Consider the following 21,458-nt stretch of genomic DNA (forward strand, 5'->3'; position numbering starts at 1 on the left):
GGGCGGCTCAGCCGGCCAGTTGCTCGTAGGCGGGCAGGGTCAGGAAGTCCGCGTAGTCCTCGTCGAGGGCGACCGTGAGCAGCAGGTCGTGGGCCCGCTGCCAGTTGCCGGCCGCGAAGGCCTCCTCGCCGATCTCGGCGCGGATGTCGGCGAGTTCCTGAGCGGCGACCTCGCGGGCCAGCTCGGGCGTGGCCTTCACCATGTTCCCGTCGTGCTCGAACTCGACGCCCGCGTTGATCCACTGCCAGATCTGCGAGCGGGAGATCTCGGCCGTCGCCGCGTCCTCCATCAGGTTGAAGATCGCGACGGCGCCGAGACCGCGCAGCCAGGCCTCGATGTAACGGATGCCGACCTGCACGGCGTTGACGAGTCCGTCGTACGTGGGCCGCGCGTCGAGGCTGTCGACGGCGATGAGGTCGGCGGCCTTCACGTCGACGTCCTCGCGGAGCCGGTCCTTCTGGTTCGGCCGGTCGCCGAGCACGGCGTCGAAGGACGCCATCGCGATCGGCACGAGGTCCGGGTGGGCCACCCAGGATCCGTCGAAGCCGTCGCCCGCCTCACGGTCCTTGTCGGCCTTGACCTTCTCGAAGGCGACCTTGTTGACCTCTTCGTCGCGCCGCGAGGGGATGAACGCGGCCATGCCGCCGATCGCGTGCGCGCCGCGCTTGTGGCAGGTGCGGACGAGGAGTTCGGTGTACGCGCGCATGAACGGGGCCGTCATCGTCACCGCGTTGCGGTCCGGCAGGACGAACTTCTGCCCGCCGTCACGGAAGTTCTTGACGATGGAGAAGAGGTAGTCCCAGCGGCCCGCGTTCAACCCCGAGGCGTGGTCGCGGAGTTCGTAGAGGATCTCGTCCATCTCGTACGCCGCCGTGATCGTCTCGATCAGGACGGTCGCGCGGACGGTGCCCTGCGGGATGCCGACGTAGTCCTGCGCGAAGACGAACACTTCGTTCCAGAGCCGGGCCTCCAGGTGCGACTCCGTCTTCGGGAGGTAGAAGTACGGGCCCTTGCCGAGGTCGAGGAGGCGCTGGGCGTTGTGGAAGAAGTACAGGCCGAAGTCCACGAGCGCGCCCGGGACCTGGGTGCCGTCGGCGTCGACGAGATGACGCTCGTTCAGATGCCAGCCGCGCGGGCGCATGACGACGGTCGCCAGCTCCTCGGGGGCCTTCAGGGCGTACGACTTGCCGGTGCGCTCGTCGGTGAAGTCGATGCTGCGGGTGTACGCGGCGGCCATGTTCACCTGGCCGGTGACCACGTTCTCCCAGGTGGGCGCGGAGGCGTCCTCGAAGTCCGCGAGCCACACCTTGGCGCCCGAGTTGAGGGCGTTGATGGTCATCTTGCGGTCGGTGGGGCCGGTGATCTCGACGCGGCGGTCGTTCAGGGCCTCGGGCGACGGGGCCACCCGCCAGGAGTCGTCCGCGCGGATCGCGGCGGTCTCCGGGAGGAAGTCGAGGGTGGAGGTGCGGGCGATCTCGGCGCGGCGCTCGGCACGGCGGGCGAGGAGCTCGTCACGCCGGGGCGTGAACCGCCGGTGCAGCTCGGCCACGAAGGCGAGGGCCGCGTCGGTGAGGACCTCTTCCTGCCGGGGCAGGGGCTCGGCGTCGACGATGGCCAGCGGGGACGGCGCTGGTGCGGACATGAACTGTCACTTCCTTCAGCGAGCTGACGTGAGTACGCCGCGGCACCGGGTGCCAGCGGAACCTGAAGCGGCCGACGGGATCCGGAGGAGAGTCGGACGCTTCTGAACAGTGGATAGTAGTTTCCTCATGGTGGAAGTTCAATAATTTGTTGACGTCGAGATTCTCCGCTTCGAGGGAATGTGGCGCTCGGTGCCACCCCGTTCACTCAAGGTGGACCAGGTCGCTCTCCGTGTCGATGTCGAAGGGCTGCGCCACGTCCCCGCACTCGACGAGCACGATCTCGTCCTCGTGTGCCTTCAGATAGGCGCGCGCCCCCCGGTCCCCGGTCGCGGTCGCGGCGATCCCCGCCCAGTGCCGGGCGCCGAACAGCACCGGGTGACCCCTTTTCCCGTCGTACGAGGCCGCCGCGAGCGTCTCGTCCGACTCGTACGCAGCGTGTACCCGGGCCACGGCTTCCGGCCCGATCCCCGGCTGGTCCACCAGTGACACCAGCACGGCCCTGACGCCCGTACCGGCCAGCGAGTCCAGGCCGGCCCGCAGCGAGGAACCCATGCCCTGCGCCCATTCGGGGTTGTCCACGAGCACGCAGCCGGGCAGCAGGGCCCGCTCGCGGACGGTGTCCGCGGCGGCGCCGAGCACCACATGGATCCGGGTGCAGCCGCCCGCCCGCAGTGTTCCGACCGCGTGTTCGACGAGCGGGTGTCCTTGGTGGGTCAGCAGCGCCTTGGGGCGCCCGCCGAGACGCCGGCCCCCGCCGGCGGCCAGCAGCAGCCCGGCGACCTGCTCGTTGTTCTCCGTCATTCCCCCTGCATACCGGACCGGGGGCGGGCGCGCCCCGAAACCCCCGCGGGCCTCGCGGTGTCCGGGGACTGAATTTCGGTCCTCGTGGTGGCGCCCACCGCATCGGGTGGCGTTTACTGTCCCGCGTCCCTGGGCGCCTGACCAACGCCGCGGGGCGGTTTTGGGCGGGCGGCGCGGAGCGGGTACGACGAATCGCGCACAAAGACGTGCGAGGGGGGAGAGCTGTGTTGCGGAGCTTGGGACAGAGGCCAGTGACCGGCAGCGACGAGGATCCGAGAGTGGCGGAGTTGCGGACCGCGGTGTCCAGGCTGCGCCGCGAACTCGCCGCGCATCCGGCCGAGTTCCCGGACCGCGGCATCGCGGAGGACGAGCTCGCGGCGCTCGCCGCGATGGCCGTCACCGGGATGCCGGAGGTGCCCCGGCTGCGCCGCTCACTGCTCCTGATCGCCGGTTCCATCGGCTCGGTCAGCGCACTGGCCGCCGGACTCGCGGGCGTACGCACCGCGGTGGAACTCTTCGGGGAGCCACCCCGGCGCTGAGGCCGGTCAAGTGGCCGATCCCGGCCGGGAGTTCAGGTCGCCGAGCCCCCACCGGCGCTCAGTCGCCGACCCCGAACCGGCCTCAGGTCGCCGATCCCGAGCTGGCCAGGGCCTCCGACAGCTCCACCGCGACCTGCTGGAGCACGGGCACGATCCGCTCCGTCGCCGTCTCGGTGACACGGCCGGCCGGACCGGAGATCGAAATCGCCGCGGCGGTGGGGGAGTTGGGCACGGAGACGGCGAGGCAGCGGACTCCGATCTCCTGCTCGTTGTCGTCCACCGCGTACCCGGCGCTCCGTACCTCTTCGAGCGCGCTGAGGAACTCGTCCGGGGTCGTGATCGTCTTGTCCGTCGCCGCGGGCATGCCCGTACGGGACAGGAGGGCGCGCACCTCGTCCGCCGGGACGTGCGCGAGCAGGGCCTTGCCGACACCCGTGGAGTGCGGCAGCACCCGGCGGCCCACCTCGGTGAACATCCGCATCGAGTGCTTGGACGGCACCTGTGCCACGTACACGATCTCGTCGCCGTCGAGCAGCGCCATGTTCGCCGTCTCGCCGGTCTCCTCGACCAGCCGCGCCAGATAGGGGCGGGCCCAGGTGCCGAGCAGCCGGGACGCGGACTCGCCGAGCCGGATCAGACGCGGGCCGAGCGCATAGCGCCGGTTGGCCTGCTGGCGTACATATCCGCAGGCCACGAGCGTGCGCATGAGACGGTGGATGGTGGGCAGCGGCAACCCGCTGCTCGCGGACAACTCGCTCAGTCCGACCTCACCGCCCGCGTCCGCCATCCGCTCCAGCAGATCGAAGGCGCGCTCAAGAGACTGGACGCCACCGGAGGCGGCGGCTGGCTTGGCGTCGGTGGTGCTGGCGCTGGACGTCGGCACGGGCGCGGTCCTTTCAGGCGGGCAGGGAGGCAGCCTACCCGGCAGTTGGTTGACTGCACGGCTCGGTGTGGTTACGTTCTGCGTGGTGGAAGTGTAATTCCGCTTTGTGGAAACGTCCAGGGTTTTCGCCTGCGACGGCCGGTCGAGAAGCCGACTCTTGACGGCATGGAGTGGGGAGTGAAGACTCCTTCAACAGAACGTTGAATTCCGTTACGTGGAAGTAAACGGCGGAAGGCGACGGGCGGCACAGAGACATGTGCGGCGTGGAGAGACGTGCGGCATGGAGAGGGGTCCGGGTGTCCGACGACGGATGGGACGAATTGATCCTGCGCTCGACGCGCGTGATCACCCCCGAAGGGACGCGGGCCGCTTCGGTCGCCGTCTCCGGGGGGAAGATCACGGCCGTGCTCGCGCACGACGCCGAGGTGCCGGCCGGAGCCCGGCTGGAGGACTTCGGTGACGACGTCCTGCTGCCCGGCCTCGTCGACACCCACGTGCACGTCAACGACCCGGGCCGCACGGAGTGGGAGGGCTTCTGGACCGCCACGCGGGCCGCGGCGGCCGGCGGCATCACGACCCTCGTCGACATGCCCCTCAACTCCCTGCCGCCGACCACGACGGTCGACCACCTCCGCACCAAGAAGGACGTCGCCCGCTCCAAGGCGCACATCGACGTCGGCTTCTGGGGCGGCGCCCTGCCCGACAACGTCAAGGACCTGCGGCTCCTGCATGACGCGGGCGTCTTCGGCTTCAAGGCGTTCCTGTCGCCCTCCGGGGTCGACGAGTTCCCCGAGCTGGACCAGGAGCAACTCGCCCTGTCCCTCGCGGAGATCGCCGGATTCGATGGTCTGCTGATCGTGCACGCCGAGGACCCGCACCACCTCGCGGCGGCCCCGCAGAAGAGCGGCCAGAAGTACGCCGACTTCCTCGCCTCGCGACCGCGCGACGCCGAGAACACCGCCATCACGAACCTCATCGCCCAGGCCAAGCGCCTCAACGCCCGCGTCCACGTGCTGCACCTGTCGTCCAGCGACGCGCTGCCGCTGATCGCCGCCGCCAAGGCCGAGGGCGTACGCATCACGGTCGAGACCTGCCCCCACTATCTGACCCTGACGGCCGAGGAAGTCCCGGACGGGGCAAGCGAGTTCAAGTGCTGCCCGCCCATCCGTGAGGCCGCCAACCAGGACCTGCTGTGGCAGGCGCTGGCCGACGGCACGATCGACTGCGTGGTCACCGACCACTCCCCGTCGACGGCCGACCTCAAGACCGACGACTTCGCGACCGCGTGGGGCGGCATCTCCGGCCTCCAGCTCAGCCTCTCCGCCGTCTGGACCGCGGCCCGGGGGCGCGGGTACGGCCTGGAGGACGTGGTTCGCTGGATGTCCTCGCGCACGGCCCGACTGGTCGGCCTCGACGGCCGCAAGGGTGCCATAGCGGTCGGCCACGACGCCGACTTCGCGGTCCTCGCACCCGACGAGACGTTCACCGTCGACCCCGCCGCGCTCCAACACCGCAACCGGGTCACCGCGTACGCGGGACGGACGCTGCACGGAGTCGTGAGATCCACGTGGCTGCGCGGCGAACGCATCGTGGCGGAGGGGGAGTTCGCTGAACCGAGGGGCCAACTCCTGTCCAGGCGCCCGTAGTCAGCCCCCTCCAATAGATCTACATAGATCTACATAAAGCCCACTGAAAGAGGAATGAAGAGCCGGTACCCGTACCAGCGATTCGCGCACGAACCCGCACCCGCAGCGGCCGACTCCCGAAAGGCAGACCTGATCACTGTGACGGCGCAGCACCAATCCCCCCTGGCCCGTTTCACCGGCGACGCGAACCCCTACGGAGGCGGCGACCCGTACGCGGACCACCGCAGCGCCGACTTCCCCTTCACCCAGTACGCCAACCTCGCCGACCGGCAGCTCGGGGCCGGGGTCATCGCCGCCAACGACGAGTTCTTCGCCCAGCGCGAGAACCTGCTCCTGCCCGAGCGGGCCGAGTTCGACCCCGAGCACTTCGGGCACAAGGGCAAGATCATGGACGGCTGGGAGACCCGGCGCCGGCGCGGTGCCTCCGCCGAGCACCCGTGGCCCACGGCCGACGACCACGACTGGGCGCTCGTACGTCTCGGTGCGCCCGGTGTCGTACGGGGCATCGTCATCGACACCGCCCACTTCCGCGGCAACTACCCGCAGGCGGTGTCGGTCGAGGGTGCCTCGGTGCCCGGCTCCCCGTCCCCCGAGGAGCTCCTCGCGGATGACGTGAAGTGGACAACTCTCGTACCCCGTACGGCGGTTGGTGGCCACGCGGCCAACGGCTTCGCCGTCGACGTGGAGCAGCGCATCACCCACCTCCGCGTCAACCAGCACCCGGACGGTGGGATCGCGCGCCTTCGCGTGTACGGCGAGGTCGTCCCCGACCCGCGGTGGCTGTCGGTCCTCGGCACCTTCGACGTCGTCGCCCTGGAGAACGGCGGGCAGGTCGAGGACGCGTCCAACCTCTTCTACTCGCCCGCCACCAACACCATCCAGCCGGGGCGGTCCCGCAAGATGGACGACGGGTGGGAGACGCGGCGGCGGCGGGATCAGGGGCACGACTGGATTCGCTACCAGCTGGTGGCCCGGTCGGAGGTCCGCGCGATCGAGATCGATACGGCGTATCTGAAGGGCAACTCGGCCGGGTGGGCGTCCGTTTCCGTGCGGGACGGTGTGGACGGGGAGTGGGTCGAGGTCCTGCCCCGCACCCGCCTCCAGCCCGACACGAACCACCGGTTCGTCCTCGCGGGCCCGTCCGTCGGCACGCACGCGCGCGTCGACATCTTCCCTGACGGGGGCATCTCGCGGCTTCGACTGTTCGGTTCCTTGACGGAGGAGGGCGCGGCACGGCTCGCAGCCCGCCACCAGGAACTCGGCGGCTGACCCGGAGAGCAGTTCCTCGCCCCCGCCGCCCCTACCCATTCCCGTCCCTTTCTGGGGGCTCCGCCCCCAGACCCCCGCTATCGCGCTGAAACGCGCTCGTCCTCAAACGCCGGACGTGCTGGGTGGGTGGGCGGGGCTGATGGGGGTGGGTGGGTTGACCGGGGTGGGTGGGGGATCGGCCTGGACGGCCTCGTCCTCAAACGCCGGACGGGCTGGGTGGGCGGGGGCTTGCGGGGTGGGATGCGTGCGGGTGAGTCGTGGCTGGGCTGCGCAGTTCCCCGCGCCCCTAAAGACCTAGGGGCGCGGGGAACTGCGCAATCTTTTGGGGGTTCGGGGGCGGAGCCCCTGAGTAAGGGACGGGAATGGGTAAGGGCGGCGGGGGCGAGAAAACCCCTCCCCGCCGAAGTCAGGCCGCGTGCCCCCCATCCACCGAGAACTCCGCCCCGGTGACATACCCCGCCTCCACCCCCGCCAGATAAGCCACCGCCGAGGCAACCTCCTCAACCGTCCCGAACCGCCCCACCGCGGTCATCGCAGCCTGACCCCCCGCATAAGGCCCACCCGCCGGATTCATATCCGTGTCGATCGGCCCAGGATGCACGATGTTCGCAGTGATCCCCCGCTCACCCAACTCCCTGGCCAACGCCTTGGTCAGCCCGACCAGGGCGGACTTCCCGGTGGCGTAGAGCGTGCCACCGGGCCCAGGCACCCGCTGCGTCATACACGTACCGATGGTGATGATCCGCCCGCCACGCTCCATACGCGAGGCCGCCGCCTGGGAGGCGAGGAAGACGCCGCGCACGTTCACGGCGAGGACCCGGTCGACGTCCGCGAGGGAGAGGCTGTCGAGGGGCCCGAGCACCCCGACGCCCGCGTTGTTGACGAGGACGTCGAGACGCCCGAGCCCCTCCGCAGCACGCTCCACGGCCCCGGCGGCCTCCTCCGCGTCGGCGGCATCCGCGCGGAGGGCGAGGGCCCGCCGCCCCAGCGCCCGGATCCGGTCCACGACGTTGCAGGCGGCCTCCTTGTCGCGTACGTAGGTCAGGGCGACATCCGCGCCCTCCCGGGCGAGCCGCACGGCGGTCGCGGCCCCGATCCCGCGGCTGCCGCCGGTCACGAGGGCCACGGTTCCGTTCATGGTTGCTTGTGAGGTCATGGGTCCATCCCAGCGGCCGGCAAGGCGAAACGCTGGCGGCGTACGGACACCGAGGTCACCCGAGCCGAGACTCGACGTCACCCGCACCCGGACACGACGTCACCCATGCGGGGGCCACCCGGAACTCTCCCCTCCGCTTCAAGCGTTCTCCCGTCGTGACTCTTCAGCAAGAAATCGTCGGCACCGCCATGCAGATGGCGGTCGTCAGCCTGCAGCCCGGTCAGACGGTGTACTGCGAGGCGGGAAAGTTCCTGTTCAAGACGGCGAACGTGACCATGGAGACACGGCTCTCCGGGCCTTCGGGCGGCGGCGGCCAGGCCCAGGCCGGCGCGGCCGGAGCGGGAGGCGAGGGCGGCCCCGGCGGCGGCATGGGCGGAATGCTGCGGCAGGCCATGGGCACGGCCATGCAGGTCGGCCAGCGCGCGCTCGCGGGCGAGTCGCTGGCGTTCCAGTACTTCACGTCGACCGACGGCGAGGGCACCGTCGGCTTCGCGGGTGTGCTGCCGGGTGAGATGCGGGCCCTGGAGCTGGACGGCACGCGCGCGTGGTTCGCGGAGAAGGACGCCTTCGTCGCGGCCGAGTCCACCGTCGAGTTCGGCATCGCCTTCCAGGGCGGCAGGACCGGCCGCAGCGGCGGCGAGGGCTTCGTCCTGGAGAAGTTCACCGGCCGGGGCACCGTGATCATCGCGGGCGCGGGCAACTTCATCGACCTGAACCCCGCCGACTTCGGCGGCCGTGTCGACGTGGACACGGGCTGTGTCGTGGCCTTCGAGGAGGGCATCCGGTACGGGGTGCAGCGCGTCGGCGGGCTCAACCGGCAGGGCGTGATGAACGCCGTCTTCGGAGGCGAGGGCCTCTCCCTCGCCACCCTGGAGGGCAACGGCAGCGTGATCCTCCAGTCGCTGACCATCGAAAGCCTGGCCAACGCCCTCAGAAAGGCCCAGGGCGGCGACAAGCAGGGCCCGACGGGCGGCCTGTTCTCGACGAACGCGGGCTAGTCCCGAAGGCCCGCGGGTCGGATCCGCGCACGTTCGCGGGGGTCAGATCCATCGGCGGGCGGGTCGGATCCATCGGCGGGCGGCCGATGAACCGATGAGTTGCGGGTGCCAAGAGGGTCTGAGCTGATGACAGGACATCCCGCTCCGGAAGAAGGCACGCCATGGGCAAGCTCACTCTCACCGCTTTCGTCACCCTCGACGGCGTCCACCATGCCCCGGGCGGCCGGGAGGAGGACCGCCGTGACGGGTTCGAGCACGGCGGCTGGAGTTTCCCGTACGACGACGAGGACTTCGGGCAGTTCATCACCGAGGTCTTCGGCCGCGCGGGCGCCTTCCTGCTCGGCCGCCACACGTACGAGATCTTCGCGGGGTTCTGGCCGAAGGTGACCGACCCGGCCGACCCGGTCGCGGGGAAGCTCAACGCCCTGCCGAAGTACGTCGTCTCGTCGAGCATCACGCGGCCCGAATGGGCGGGCACAACGGTGATCAGCGGCGATCTCGCCAAGGAGGTCACCGCGATCAAGGAGAACACCGAGGGGGAACTACAGGTCCACGGCAGCGCCGCCCTCGCCCAGTCCCTCCTCGCGCTCGACCTCGTCGACACCGTGCACCTGCTGTCCTTCCCGGTCGTACTCGGCACGGGCCGCCGTCTCTTCGCCGAGGGCGCCGTACCGACCGCGTTCAAGCACGCCGGCGCGCGGCTCACGAGCAAGGGCGTCGCCATCCACACGTACGACCTGGCAGGACGCCCGGAGTACGGCACGTACGAGCTGCCGGAGGGGGTTGCGTAGAGGCCGGGGTGCTCCCGTGCGGGGTCTCGTGTCGCTGGTCGACGCCTGGAAGACTCATGCGACTTGTGGGTCGAACTCAGCCCAGGCCGCAGCGATCGAGTGCGGCACGAACATGGTTGAGCCCCTCCACTCTCCAGTGGCCCCGGTCAGGCATCTGATCGTCCCGGCGCCAGCGCCAGGCCGAGAACATCGCCCAGTTCAGAGCGCGGCACCGGTGAATCAGGTCGTGGTCGGCCCCCGCGTAGCGCTTTGCCATGCCGTGCAACAGCTGGTCGCCGGCCTGCTCGGCGCTGATCGCGGCGCTCAGTGAGCGATGAGCCCGCAGGATACGAACGTGCAGGACACGAACGCGGGCCGCGTGTGCGGGGCGGCCGGGCGAAGGTCCGGCGAGATCGACGAACCGGTCGTCCCGCGCCTTTACGCCGCGGGTGGTGACGCCTGGGTGCGGCGGACTGCACCGGCCTGCGTAGCGACCGGCACGCGGGTCAAGAACGAACGCTGGGTGCGTGCCGTGCCCGCCCCCTCGGGCGCCCCGAAACGGGCAAGGGTGTGCCACACCTGTTCCAGATCCTGCCGTGCGTGGCGGCAGGTGCGGGCGGCGTCGCCGATGATGCGCGGGTCGATCAGGTCGCCCTCGGCTATGCGGGCATATTGGTCTGCGAACTCGGGGCCGCGGTAGTCGCCGTGGCGACGCAGTCGCTCGACGGTGAGCCGGTAGCCGGGATGCCACTCCACGGGACAGGGCAGCATGCGGGCCGCGGTCTCGACGGGTGTGCCGCGGTAACTTTCGTTGAGAACGAGCGCCTCCACGTCCCTCGTCAGCAGGACCGCACCGTGCACTTGGGCCTCGATGTAGTCGTCGACGGCGTCGTGCTCGTCCGATTCGGCCAGTGCGATGAGGGCCATGCCGACGGCGACCCCGAAGTCGGTCGGCTCGAACGCGCTGTCGGGGTAGTTGAACGTGGCCGGGTGAGGGCGGCGCTGGTGAGTCGGAAGTGCTTGGAGTCGAACAGCGGGACGGCGCCGACGACTTGGCCTCGGAAGTCGAGCGCGCCGTACACGGGCCGCTCGGCCGCGGGAGCGTCGTCGTACGCCCCGGCGAAGATCCGGCACTCCCGGAGCCAGGGGCCCCCGCCGGGGCCGAGAGAGTGGGCCGGCTCGTCGGTGTTGCCCTGGGCCTTTCGGCGGCCCGGAGCACACTTCTGCACCGCAGCATGTGCTCGCTGCGTCCGCCGCCCATCCGTGCAGCCCAATCCTGCCGTCCCCTGCCCTGCGCAGGTGTCCTTCGAGCGGGAGGGAGAGGGGGAGGGTGGCCTGCCGTGGCTCCGTCCTCGCGGAGCGGGCCCCTCCTGGGCCGCGTTGTGCACGGGGGCACCGCGGTCCTCACCACACGGGCCGTCCGACCTCGACGTCATCCGGACGTGCCTCGCCCCGCGGCCGATGGTGTGGGGGGTCCGCGGGGCGAGGGTCCTTGTACGAAGCAGGTGCTGGAGCCGCCCGGTGTGATCGTCCTCGTTCAGGGCGTGGCCGACCTGGTGCACGGGCTCACCGGTCGCCGGCGCGGCTGGTGCTGTCGTTCGTGCTGTTCGCGGCCCGCCGAGAGCCGGAAGCCCGGATGGATGTGCATGAACCGGGCTTCCGGCCAACCAGGTGTTCCGTGGATCGCTCGTACGTGCCGGTCAGCAGCTGTAGTTGACCAGCTTGAACGAGGCGTAGTGGTCGGAGGTGTAGTAGTCCTCCCGGGTTTCCTCGCCGGTGACGATGCGCCGTGCACCGCGGGTCGAGGAACCGGGCGTGATCACCGTGTACTCGTGGTAATAGCCGGTGGACTGGCTGGGCAGGATGCCTTCCCGGTTCTGGAAGACGCTGCCGTCCTGCGAGTAGGGGTAGGGGCCGCCCTGCTCGATGAGGTCGAGCGTGTCGTGTGCCTGGGACGGCAGGCTGCCGTAGCAGATGCTGCCGACTGCCGCGGCGGACGTGTCAGCGGCGTTGGCGGTGACGGTGCCGCCGATGAGGAGGGCGGACAGGACGGCGGCTGCGGCGCCGATGCGAGTGATTCGTGGGGGGAATCTCATGCCTTCATGATGACGCGCGTAGATAGTGGCATGTCAATGTCAAGTTCGAAGATTTTCCCGTCAAGTCCGATGAGTTTTCCGGAAGTTAACTTCGGGATCCGCCCGGCGCCGGACCGCCTGTCGGGGCTGGCTGAGGGCGGCCAGAACTGTGTGTTCGTTGTGGTGATGGTCTAAGGTCACGCTGTTCTCTGGGGAGGGGATGACGCATGGTGCGTGGGGGTCGGTTGGCCGTGTTGTGCGTGGCGATGCTGGTGCTGGCGGGGTGTGGGCAGCGGTTGGTCGAGCCGGGGCCCGGGTTCGAGAGCGTGGCGGATCTTCCGGAGAAGCTCGGAAAGGACGGCACCAGCATCTTGGTGGGCGATCCGGACGCGAGGCTGACGGTGCGTCTGTACGAGGATCCGCGCTGTCCGTACTGCGAGGACTTCGAAACTGACGGCGGCAGCGGGCCGTTGAGGGAAGCGATGCTCGACCGGAAGGCACGAACCGAGTACACAATGGCCTCGTTCCTGGACGACCGGCTCGGCGGCAGTGGGTCGAAGAAGGCGGTCAACGCCTTGCGGGCCGCGCTGGGCGAGGGCAAGTTCGTGGAGTACCACGAGGTGCTGTACGCCAACCAGCCCGACGAGAGCATTGACGGCTACACCACCACCGCTCTGCTGGAGCTGGCCGGTGAGGTGGAAGGACTGCGCGGTCCCGCGTTCGACGCGGCCGTGAAGACAATGAAGTACCGCTCCTTCGTGACCGCGTCCGAGGAGGCCTACGAGCGTGCGGGGGGAGCCAAGGAGCCCGAAGGGCCGGGAACGCCCACCGCTGTGCTCAACGGCAACCGGATCCCCCTGGAGTTCAACAGCATGCTCTTTGACAGCCACAGTTTCGGCGAACTGCTGCAGCAGATCTACGACAACCCTGAGAAGTGGGAAGACTTCACGTTCTGAGCCGCGCCCCACCGGAACGGCACTGGAGTTTCACCGGGCTCGGTGAATCCGGTGCAGAATGTCCCAGCCTTTGTGCGTGATCCGTGTTTTGTCATCGGGGTGATTTTCGTCGCTCAGGAGATGGACGGAGTTGAACCAGGCTACGGCCTTGCAGGTCAACGGCCCGTAGTTGTCGCTCTCCGGGACGTCTGCGGAGAGATACCCGGCAGACCGCAGAAGGCTCTGCAACACCCGGACGTCGGAGTGGCTCCGCCCGGGCCGAAGTCTGCCGGGAAAGCGCGGGACCATGAACCGGCCGCTGCCCGACTGCAGGGGGACGCTGAGGTACTGCCCGTGGTGCAGCTCGTACGGCCACGCGAGGGTGTTCCCTTCGATGATTCCGGCGTCCCGCACACCGAAACGCTTGGCGACTGAACGAACTGTCTCGTCGGCTGTCTGGACGAGGTACTCGGTGTGCGTGTATTGCGAGGCCTCGTAGTTGCTGCGGTTTGAGCGCCACCACGGCCAGAAGGGCTGGTCCTGACTCGACTTGTCGCGCATCGCGCTGAGAACGTCGTCGAATCCCTTGGAGTGGGTGGCTTGCTCCACCAGATACTCGGCGCACCCCACTTGAGAGTGTCCTTCGAGTGCGATCACCAGACGTGCTTGTCTGTCGTGGCTCCAACTCTGTGCGACGGAAATGAGAATCCTGTTGGACAGAGTATTGGGAATTCCCTTCTCCAGACTGTCGACCAGCCCGGTCACGTGGTGGACAGTGAGGCCGGTGACGTCGAGGAGAAGGTCTGTCTTCTCGGACAGGACCCGTTCAAGGGCGATGGCGAACTTGGCCACCAGGTGGGGGGCATTGCCACGGCACAGATCGCGGATCGTGCCGTCGGTGAGGAACCGGGACTGCTCTTCTGCCAGGTGCTGCAGCGTAGTGGCTGCGTGGCCAAGGGGTCGCGACAGACTGAGCCAGAAAATCTCTTCCGCGGCATTGCAGTTCCCGACGGCATCCAGCCGCGTGATCAGATAGGCCGCCTCATCGGGCCGACACGTGCGCCCGGCGTCGTTTAGAAGTCTGCTCACCTCGTGAGCTCTGAAGTTCGTCAGCTGCTCAGCGATAGCGCCGAATTCTCCGACGCTCCTCGTGCCGGCCGTGTTCATCGCCGCGGCGAGAGCATGGCGCTGCTGCCCGACCACGAGGAGGTGAGCGATGAACTCGGAGATGTACTGCACCGGCCAGGTCCGAACGGCCAAGACCCGTGTGTCCGCAGCTTCCTGGAACAGCCGTGCGGACTGTAGCGCGGCGACGAGTTCGGCCATGAATTTCGGATCACGTGCTGATAGCCCGGTCTCGACCATCCGCCGGGCGACCTGCGTGAGACCCGCTTGTCCGGACGCCGAGATCAGCACGGCCGTCTCGGCGGCGTTTCGGTGCCGCACTGCGGTGAGGCAGAGTAGTTCCTGCGCGTGCGGCACCTCTTCCAGGCTCAAGCGGTGGAAGAACTGCGTGACGTCGGTGACCGGACGTCGCGTGGCCACCGCGCATATGACTGTCTCGAGAGCCTGGGTGGATTCGCGCTGCGAGATGAGGCGGATCAGGTCGATGGTCTCTTCGATCTCCCGTGTTACGGCGAAGCTGGTGAGAACGACCAGGGCGTGTTCGGACAGGCCGGCCATGTCCAGTTCGGCGGCGAAAGCCGTGGCGTCGTGGGCCGGATGCAGTTGTGCGGACAGCCGCAGCAAGCTGACAACACACTCGTCTGCGGACGACATGTCCAGCATGTCGACCAGATGGGCGGTCTCCTTGATGGGACGGGCCAACAGCATGGCGGGCAGCGCACTTTCCGTCGACGCTTTCAGCCCTGCCGCGTACAGGGCACTCAGGAGGGGGGCGAGTTCGGCGATGGCGCGTACCTGGAGGGCAGTGCGGACGATGTCGGTGGCGGTCGCCGACCGCTGCCCGTGGAGCATGCTCACGGAGCTGACCAGTTGAGCCACCGTCGCGGTGCGGGGTGTGGATTCCAGCAGCTGGATCATGTTGTGGCCGTCGTGCTCGGGCTGCACGGCTGGTATGTAGGCGTTGTTGCGGATGAACAGGGTGGCGCCCAGGCTGTTGCGGTCCAGATCCAGGGGCACAGGCCGCCGCTTGGCCTTCAGCCGGCCCTGCAGGTGCCCAAAGATGACCTTGAGGTCGAGCAGTTCGGCTGCACCTGGCACGCCGTCCTGGAGTGTCGTCAGGAGTTCGGCTGTGAAGGCGGTGTAGGTCTCGCCCGGCGGGGCAAGGGCAACCGCAGTTTCGCCGGCCGCTGCCATGACGTAGGTTCCGTCGACCTCGGCGACATCGATGACTGACTCGGACTGTGCACCGAAAGCCCGTGCGCTGTAGCAGGAGTCGAGGATGACGATGCGCCGACCGGCCCTGGTCGTACTGATCGCCCGTCTGATCCAGTCGTAGGGAAGGGAGGTGTCATGAACGGAGGTGTGATCGCTGTCGGGGATTGCCAGATGCAGTTCCCCTTTGTCGTCCAGGAGGCCGTGGCCCGCGTAGTAGATGAGCAGGGTGTCGGTAGCTTCCCTGGCGGCCTGCCGGATGGCTGTGGACACCTCACGCGTGGAGGCGGGGTCGATGAGGGAGCCACAGTGCCCGGTGAGGAACGGGCCGCCTGGACCGGTGAGCAGGGACCGCAGGGCCGGCAGATTGGCCTGCACCGCGGGCAGGTCCTCGAGCAGGTGGAAGGTGCTGGCACCGACGAGGACGGCGCGGGAGCCCTCGGGGCAGGGTAACTGGCTCACCGAGGCTATTCCGGATCTCGCATGAGTTCTTCCAGCAGACGAACGGTCTCGGCCGATGAGCCGTCGCTGATGGTGATCGTCGTGCCGTCCGGGCGTTGCACCGTCAGTACCGGCCGGCGCGGCCGGGTGGTCCGCCAGCTCATGATCGTCCCAGCGAGGGACGCTGCGCTGAAAGACGCACTGACCACCAGCGACACTATGTCGATCACCTGTCCCTGCGCGCCCGCAACTGGTGCAGTGGCCGTCCCCAGTTCAGGGGCCGCGTGGCGGATCGCCTGCCGGTCCGCCTTCAGCCAGGCGTACAACGACCTCAGTTCCAACTCCGCGATCTCACACGGCACTTCTGCCACACCGACATGTACCTGCATGCGCATCCTCCCGCGTTGCCCACTCGTCATGCTCCACAGACGAACGGGAGGCGCACCGCAGTTCCGAGCCTGGCAGACTGTCGCTTGAGAACAAGGGGCTGAAGAGCTCTTCGCCGCAAGAACTCCTGGTAACTCGCCGCGGTCGCCTCCCAATCCACCTCGGACGGACTGCAGCACCTGCGGGCCAAGGGCCGCTGGGAGCTCGACGAGCTCCGCAGCACGGCGAGAACCTCGTACACGAGGTGGCACGAGTCCGGCACTCTCGTACCGCTGACCGCAGCCATAGCGCTGGCCCGGGCCCGGCGGATGCGGTCCATGGCACGTTTCAGCCCGGAGCGCAGGGTGACGGGCCGGGGGCGCCCACCTTCGTGCTCGGGGTGTACCAGCAGTCGGGCGAGGAGGCCAACGGCGCCGTCGGCGCGGGCCGCATGTCAGGAGCTGGCCGCCGTGATCCCGTGTCCATGGTCGGCAGCGCCCCGGCGCTCCTAACGGAGAATCGGGGTTCGGCCGTCGGGAGAGGCTCGGTCGGCCATGTGGGCGAGCGGATCGTTCGAGCGGGGTCGACGACAGCTGCTGACCAGGACGAGTAGTCCGCCGGAAGCCCGGTCCCTGCTCGTCAGGGCTTCCGGCTCTCGGCCGCCGCGAACAGTGCGAACGCCAGCACGAGCAGTGCGACGCTCCCGTAGATCTCGCGGCCGTCGAGGAAGTCGAGCCGTTGTACGAGGCCCCAGCCGCGCAGCCAGCCGGTGAACTCGTACACCAGGCCCGCCACGCCCTGAACGAGGGCGATCACACCGAGAAACTCCAGCACCTGCTTCATACAAGGATCCTCGCCCCGCGGACCCCCCACTCTCATCGGCCGCGGGGCGAGGTACGTCCGACGGAAGTCGCCGACCGGTTCGCCGCGGCTGCGTCCAAAGTCGCTCGTGCGACTACTTTGGTCGGTGATCAGGCGGCAGGGGCGGTGCGAACGGACAACGATGCGTAGATTTGTCGACTGTGAGTGATGCCGCGCCACTGCCGAAGCCCCCGCCCGACCCCGGGCGCCGGTGGTTTCTGCCGTCGGCGGTCACCGCCGAACTCGACCCCGACCAGTCCGGCCGGAAGAGGCGTCCCAAGCGCACCGCTCGCGACTGGCTCGTCGACTTCGCCTGCTTCCTGATCGCCGTCGCGGTGGGACTGATCGGCGCGGACGAGATGTCCGGGAACACCGACATCCCGTACGCCCTGCAGGCCGTGGACCAGTGGCTCGGCGCGTTCGCCTGCGCGGCGGTCTGGCTCCGGCGGCGCTGGCCGGTCGGCCTGGCCGTGGCGATGGTCCCGGTCTGCTTCATCTCGAACACCGCGGGCGGCGCGGGCCTGGTCGCCCTGTTCACGGTCGCCGTGCACCGGCCCTTCAAGTACGCCGCCTGGACGGGCGGCGCCTCCGCCGCACTGCTTCCCCTCTTCTACTGGCTGCGCCCCGATCCCGAGGTCCCGTACGTCCTGATCGTCGCCCTCGGCTGGCTGCTGACCGCCACGGTGGTCGGCTGGGGCACCCTCGCGCGCTCCAAGCGCCAGCTCATGCTGAGCCTGCGGGACCGGGCGCGGCGGGCCGAGACCGAGTCGGCGCTACGGGCCGAGCAGGCCCAGCGGCTGGCCCGGGAGGCGATCGCGCGCGAGATGCACGACGTCCTGGCCCACCGGCTGACCCTGCTCAGCGTGCACGCCGGGGCGCTGGAGTTCCGCCCGGACGCGCCCCGGGTCGAGGTGGAGCGGGCCGCCGGGGTGATCCGGGAGAGCGCGCACGAGGCGCTGCAGGATCTGCGGGAGATCATCGGCGTACTGCGGGCCTCCGGTGACGGCGCGGAGGAGTCCGGGCGGCCGCAGCCGACCCTTGAAGCCCTGGAGGGGCTGGTCTCCGAGAGCCGTGAGGCCGGCATGAAGGTCACGCTGGACAACCGCGTCACGGACGCCGGCACGGTCCCCGCCTCCGTCGGCCGCACCGCCTACCGCATCGCCCAGGAGGGGCTGACCAACGCCCGTAAGCACGCCCCGGGCGCGGAGGTCACGGTCACGGTGGCCGGCGAGCCGGGCGACGGTCTCACCATCTCCGTACGCAATCCGCCGCCACCCGGCGACGTGCCCCACGTCCCCGGCTCCGGCCAGGGGCTCATCGGTCTCACCGAGCGGGCCACGCTCGCGGGCGGGCGCTTCGAACACGGGCACGGGGAGGACGGCGGCTTCCAGGTGAGCGCGTGGCTGCCCTGGGGGTGAGCGCGGACCCGGTCCGCGCCGGAGCGCGAGCCGGGCGCACGGCCATGTCGGCTGAGTGAGGGGGCAATTCCGCGGATGAGCTGGGGAAAAGCAGAAGGTCGGGCGGAGAAGGGTCACTACGGTAAGCCCATGACTCCGATCCGTCTGCTCCTCGTCGACGACGACCCACTGGTCAGGGCCGGCCTCTCCTTCATGATGGGCGGCGCCGAGGACCTGGAGATCGTGGGCGAGGCCGCCGACGGCAGCGAGGTCGAGGCGCTGGTCGACCGCACCCGCCCGGACGTCGTCCTCATGGACATCCGCATGCCCACGGTGGACGGCCTCACGGCCACCGAACGCCTCCGGATCCGCAAGGACGCCCCGCAGATCATCGTCCTGACCACCTTTCACGCCGACGAACAGGTACTGCGGGCACTGCGCGCGGGCGCGGCGGGCTTCGTCCTCAAGGACACCCCGCCCGCGGAGATCCTCGACGCGGTACGCAGGGTCGCGGCCGGCGATCCCGTGCTCTCGCCCACCGTGACCCGGCAGTTGATGGCCCACGCCGCGGGCACCTCCGCCGACACCCGGCGCACGAGCGCCCGTACGCGCGTCGCCACGCTCAACGACCGTGAGCGCGAGGTCGCCGTCGCCGTCGGCCAGGGCCGCTCGAACGCCGAGATCGCGGCCGAACTGTTCATGAGCGTCGCCACCGTCAAGACGCACGTCTCCCGCATCCTCGCCAAGCTCGACCTCAACAACCGTGTGCAGATCGCCCTGTTGACGTACGACGCCGGACTTCTGGAGGAGGACGGGCACTAGCCGACGGCCGTGGCCGTTGGAGTGGACGGAGGGGGAAGCACATGGTGGACGTGATCGATCTCGGGAAATACGGTCCGGCTTTCACGGAGGACCCGCATCCGGTGTACGCGGAACTGCGCGCGCTCGGACCGGTCCACCGGGTGCGGCTGCCGGCCCCCGACGCGCACCACGAGACCTGGCTGATCGTCGGGTACGAGGAGGCACGGGCCGCGCTCGCCGACCCCCGCCTCGCCAAGGACGGCCAGAAGATCGGCGTGACGTTCCTCGACGAGCAGCTGATCGGGAAGTACCTGCTGGTCGCCGACCCGCCGCAGCACACCCGGCTGCGGTCCCTCATCGCCCGTGAGTTCACCGGGCGCCGGGTGGAGAAGCTCAGGCCGCGCGTCCAGGAGATCACGGACACCCTGCTCGACGAGATGCTGCCGCGTGGCCGCGCCGACTTCGTGGAGTCCTTCGCCTACCCACTGCCCCTCACCGTCATCTGCGAACTGCTCGGGGTGCCGGAGATCGACCGGGCGGCGTTCCGCGCGATCTCGTCGGAGGCCGTCGCGCCGACCAGCGGAGAGAGTGAGTACGAGGCGTTCGTCCAACTCGCCGCGTATCTCAACGACCTGATCGAGTACAAGCAGCGCGCCGGGCCCGCCGACGACCTGCTCAGCAGCCTCATCCGCACGACCGCCGAGGACGGCGACCGGCTCTCGCCGCAGGAGCTGCGCGGCATGGCGTTCGTACTGCTCATCGCCGGCCACGAGACGACGGTCAACCTTCTCGCCGGGGGTGTCCACGCGCTCCTCACCCATCCCGACCAACTCGCCGCGCTGCGCGCCGACATGACGCTGCTCGACGGTGCCGTGGAGGAGATGCTGCGGTACGAGGGGCCGGTGGAGAACGCGACGTTCCGGTACGCGGCCGAGGCGTTGGAGATCGCCGGTACGGCCGTCGGGGCGGGGGAGGCGGTGATGGTCGGGCTCACCGCGGCCGATCGCGACGGGGTCCGTTTTCCGGCCCCCGACCGCTTCGACATCCGGCGTGACGCCCGTGGGCATGTCGCCTTCGGGCATGGGATCCACTACTGCCTGGGCGCGCCGCTGGCCCGCCTCGAAGCGCGGGTGGCGCTTCGCGCCTTGTTGGATCGTTGCCCCGACCTGGCCCTCGACGGGCCGGCGGGCGGTTGGCTGCCGGGGATGCTGATGCGGGGGGTGCGAACCTTGCCACTCCGCTGGGGATGATTCTCGCCCCCGCCGCCCTTACCCGTCCCGTCCCTGGGGGCTGCCGCCCCCAGACCCCCGCATCGGCCTGAACGGCCTCGTCCTCAAACGCCGGACGGGCTGAGATGTGCTGGCCTGGGCTATAGAAATTCAGCCCAGTCCCCGAAGTCTTCAGCCCGGGCCGCGAAATCTTCAGCCCCTCCGGCGTTTGAGGAGCGGGGGTTCGGGGGCTGGCCCCCGAAAAGGGACGGGAATGGGTAGGGGCGGCGGGGGCGAAACCCCTCAGTCCCGCACCCCCGCGATCTCCCCCAGCCGCACCACTCGGCGCTCGCGCCGAGACAACTCGCATGCCTCGGCGATCCGCAACGCCTGCAACGCCTCCCGCCCGTCACACGGGTTGGCCCGCTCCCCCCGCACGACCTCGACGAACGCATGCAGCTCCGCCTCGTACGCGGGCCCGAACCGCTCAAGGAACCCGGTCCACGGCTTCGTAGCGGCAGGCGGCCCGGCCGGCTCCGTGGAGGCGATCGGCGTGCGGTCGTCGAGCCCGACCCCGATCTGGTCGAGCTCACCGGCCAGCTCCATGCGGACGTCGTACCCGGCGCCGTTGAGCCGGGTCGCCGTGGCGGAGCAGAGCGTGCCGTCGTCCAGGGTGAGGACGGCCGCGGCCGTGTCGATGTCGCCCGCGTCGCGGAACATCGAGGGCCCGGCGTCCGAGCCCATCGCGCACACCTCGGTGACCTCGCGGCCCGTCACCCAGCGGAGCATGTCGAAGTCGTGCACGAGCGTGTCCCGGTACAGCCCGCCGGACTGCGGCAGGTAGGCGACCGGCGGCGGAGACTGGTCGGAGGTCATGGCGCGCACGGTGTGCAGCCGCCCGAGCGAGCCGGAGCGCACCGCCTCCCGCGCGGCCGTGTACCCGGAGTCGAAACGCCGCTGGAACCCCATCTGCAGGATCGTTCCCGCAGTCTCGACCTCCGCGATCGCCGTTAACGTGCCCTGCAGGTCGAGGGCGATGGGCTTCTCGCAGAACACCGGAAGCCCGGCCCGTGCTGCCCGACCGATCAGTTCGCCGTGTGCTGAGGTGGCAGCCGTGATCACCACGGCGTCCACGCCCCAGGTGAAGATCTCGTCCACGCCGGGCGCCGCCGTGGCGCCCAAGCGGTCCGCGAGCCGACGGGCGCGTGCGGTGTCCGCGTCCGTGACGATGAGAGAGCCGCCGACCTCGCGGTGCCGGCTGAGGGCGGTCGCGTGAAATGTACCAATTCGACCCGTCCCGATGAGTCCGATGCGCATGGGACCAAACTGAGG

Annotated in this window: 18 protein-coding genes and 1 pseudogene; 9 read left to right on the forward strand and 10 right to left on the reverse strand. The window is 69.5% G+C overall.

The genetic code is table 11. The annotated features are described in order from the left end of the window. Window positions 1-7: 7 nt before the first annotated feature. Window positions 8-1,642: a malate synthase A gene (gene aceB / locus ACN20J_RS39250; protein ID WP_361990736.1), complete on the reverse strand. Its 1,635-nt coding sequence runs from the start codon at window positions 1,640-1,642 to the stop codon at window positions 8-10. 202 nt (window positions 1,643-1,844) lie between these two features. Next, complete coding sequence (locus ACN20J_RS39255) at window positions 1,845-2,444, reverse strand: nucleotidyltransferase family protein (RefSeq protein ID WP_190227134.1); 600 nt, start codon at window positions 2,442-2,444, stop codon at window positions 1,845-1,847. 224 nt (window positions 2,445-2,668) lie between these two features. On the opposite strand from ACN20J_RS39255, the gene ACN20J_RS39260 reads away from it, so the two are divergent. After that, window positions 2,669-2,983 carry a DUF5955 family protein gene (locus ACN20J_RS39260; RefSeq protein ID WP_189840836.1) on the forward strand — a complete coding sequence of 105 codons (315 nt, stop codon included), beginning with the start codon at window positions 2,669-2,671 and terminating at the stop codon, window positions 2,981-2,983. An 82-nt stretch (window positions 2,984-3,065) separates the two neighbouring features. On the opposite strand, the gene ACN20J_RS39265 is transcribed toward ACN20J_RS39260, so the two are convergent. Further along, a complete protein-coding gene (locus ACN20J_RS39265; protein WP_189840837.1) occupies window positions 3,066-3,866 on the reverse strand; it encodes an IclR family transcriptional regulator in 801 nt (266 codons plus the stop codon). A gap of 296 nt (window positions 3,867-4,162) precedes the next feature. Here ACN20J_RS39265 and allB point away from each other — a divergent pair, with 296 nt between their 5' ends. Further along, window positions 4,163-5,512 carry an allantoinase AllB gene (gene allB, locus ACN20J_RS39270; protein ID WP_419667753.1) on the forward strand — a complete coding sequence of 450 codons (1,350 nt, stop codon included), beginning with the start codon at window positions 4,163-4,165 and terminating at the stop codon, window positions 5,510-5,512. Window positions 5,513-5,650: 138 nt separating this feature from the next. After that, the gene (gene alc / locus ACN20J_RS39275; protein ID WP_419669035.1) at window positions 5,651-6,781 is read left to right on the forward strand and encodes an allantoicase; all 1,131 of its coding nucleotides are present in this window, start codon (window positions 5,651-5,653) and stop codon (window positions 6,779-6,781) included. A 406-nt stretch (window positions 6,782-7,187) separates the two neighbouring features. Here alc and ACN20J_RS39280 read toward each other — a convergent pair whose 3' ends face one another. Beyond that, on the reverse strand, window positions 7,188-7,937 hold the full coding sequence (locus ACN20J_RS39280) for an SDR family oxidoreductase (protein ID WP_419667754.1): 750 nt from the start codon (window positions 7,935-7,937) through the stop codon (window positions 7,188-7,190). A 155-nt stretch (window positions 7,938-8,092) separates the two neighbouring features. On the opposite strand from ACN20J_RS39280, the gene ACN20J_RS39285 reads away from it, so the two are divergent. Together ACN20J_RS39285 and ACN20J_RS39290 are read left to right on the forward strand one after the other, a co-directional pair. Then, the gene (locus tag ACN20J_RS39285; RefSeq protein ID WP_419667755.1) at window positions 8,093-8,935 is read left to right on the forward strand and encodes an AIM24 family protein; all 843 of its coding nucleotides are present in this window, start codon (window positions 8,093-8,095) and stop codon (window positions 8,933-8,935) included. A 161-nt stretch (window positions 8,936-9,096) separates the two neighbouring features. Further along, on the forward strand, window positions 9,097-9,726 hold the full coding sequence (locus ACN20J_RS39290) for a dihydrofolate reductase family protein (RefSeq protein WP_419667756.1): 630 nt from the start codon (window positions 9,097-9,099) through the stop codon (window positions 9,724-9,726). A 417-nt stretch (window positions 9,727-10,143) separates the two neighbouring features. Here the strand turns inward: ACN20J_RS39290 and ACN20J_RS39295 are convergent. Together ACN20J_RS39295 and ACN20J_RS39300 are read right to left on the reverse strand one after the other, a co-directional pair. After that, window positions 10,144-10,865 (reverse strand): annotated as a pseudogene (locus ACN20J_RS39295) (DUF3626 domain-containing protein); the annotation flags it as partial. A 540-nt stretch (window positions 10,866-11,405) separates the two neighbouring features. Next, window positions 11,406-11,801 carry a ribonuclease domain-containing protein gene (locus ACN20J_RS39300; RefSeq protein ID WP_419667757.1) on the reverse strand — a complete coding sequence of 132 codons (396 nt, stop codon included), beginning with the start codon at window positions 11,799-11,801 and terminating at the stop codon, window positions 11,406-11,408. A gap of 206 nt (window positions 11,802-12,007) precedes the next feature. Between ACN20J_RS39300 and ACN20J_RS39305 the strand changes: the two genes are divergently transcribed. Continuing rightward, window positions 12,008-12,736, forward strand: a complete 729-nt coding sequence (locus ACN20J_RS39305; protein ID WP_362305748.1) for a DsbA family protein — start codon at window positions 12,008-12,010, stop codon at window positions 12,734-12,736. Between the two features lie 30 nt (window positions 12,737-12,766). Here ACN20J_RS39305 and ACN20J_RS39310 read toward each other — a convergent pair whose 3' ends face one another. The 3 genes from ACN20J_RS39310 to ACN20J_RS39320 all read right to left on the reverse strand — a co-directional run bounded on the left by ACN20J_RS39310 (window position 12,767) and on the right by ACN20J_RS39320 (window position 16,702). Then, complete coding sequence (locus tag ACN20J_RS39310) at window positions 12,767-15,514, reverse strand: caspase, EACC1-associated type (RefSeq protein ID WP_419667758.1); 2,748 nt, start codon at window positions 15,512-15,514, stop codon at window positions 12,767-12,769. A gap of 5 nt (window positions 15,515-15,519) precedes the next feature. Beyond that, window positions 15,520-15,882 (reverse strand): effector-associated constant component EACC1, encoded by a 363-nt coding sequence (locus tag ACN20J_RS39315; protein ID WP_419667759.1) that lies wholly within the window; start codon window positions 15,880-15,882, stop codon window positions 15,520-15,522. Window positions 15,883-16,498: 616 nt separating this feature from the next. Next, entirely contained in the window at window positions 16,499-16,702 is a 204-nt protein-coding gene (locus tag ACN20J_RS39320; protein WP_189840843.1) for a hypothetical protein, read from the reverse strand. A 179-nt stretch (window positions 16,703-16,881) separates the two neighbouring features. Between ACN20J_RS39320 and ACN20J_RS39325 the strand changes: the two genes are divergently transcribed. From ACN20J_RS39325 to ACN20J_RS39335, 3 genes are all read left to right on the forward strand, one after another. Then, window positions 16,882-18,138: a sensor histidine kinase gene (locus ACN20J_RS39325; RefSeq protein ID WP_419667760.1), complete on the forward strand. Its 1,257-nt coding sequence runs from the start codon at window positions 16,882-16,884 to the stop codon at window positions 18,136-18,138. 129 nt (window positions 18,139-18,267) lie between these two features. Then, entirely contained in the window at window positions 18,268-18,939 is a 672-nt protein-coding gene (locus tag ACN20J_RS39330) for a response regulator (protein ID WP_419667761.1), read from the forward strand. A gap of 41 nt (window positions 18,940-18,980) precedes the next feature. Beyond that, window positions 18,981-20,168, forward strand: coding sequence for a cytochrome P450 family protein (locus ACN20J_RS39335; protein ID WP_419667762.1), 1,188 nt, complete (start codon window positions 18,981-18,983; stop codon window positions 20,166-20,168). A gap of 261 nt (window positions 20,169-20,429) precedes the next feature. Here ACN20J_RS39335 and ACN20J_RS39340 read toward each other — a convergent pair whose 3' ends face one another. Beyond that, on the reverse strand, window positions 20,430-21,443 hold the full coding sequence (locus ACN20J_RS39340; RefSeq protein WP_189840847.1) for a Gfo/Idh/MocA family oxidoreductase: 1,014 nt from the start codon (window positions 21,441-21,443) through the stop codon (window positions 20,430-20,432). Window positions 21,444-21,458: the final 15 nt, after the last annotated feature.

The sequence above is a fragment of the Streptomyces sp. 2-1 genome (assembly GCF_048564895.1).
Classification (GTDB): Bacteria; Actinomycetota; Actinomycetes; order Streptomycetales; family Streptomycetaceae; genus Streptomyces; species Streptomyces phaeochromogenes.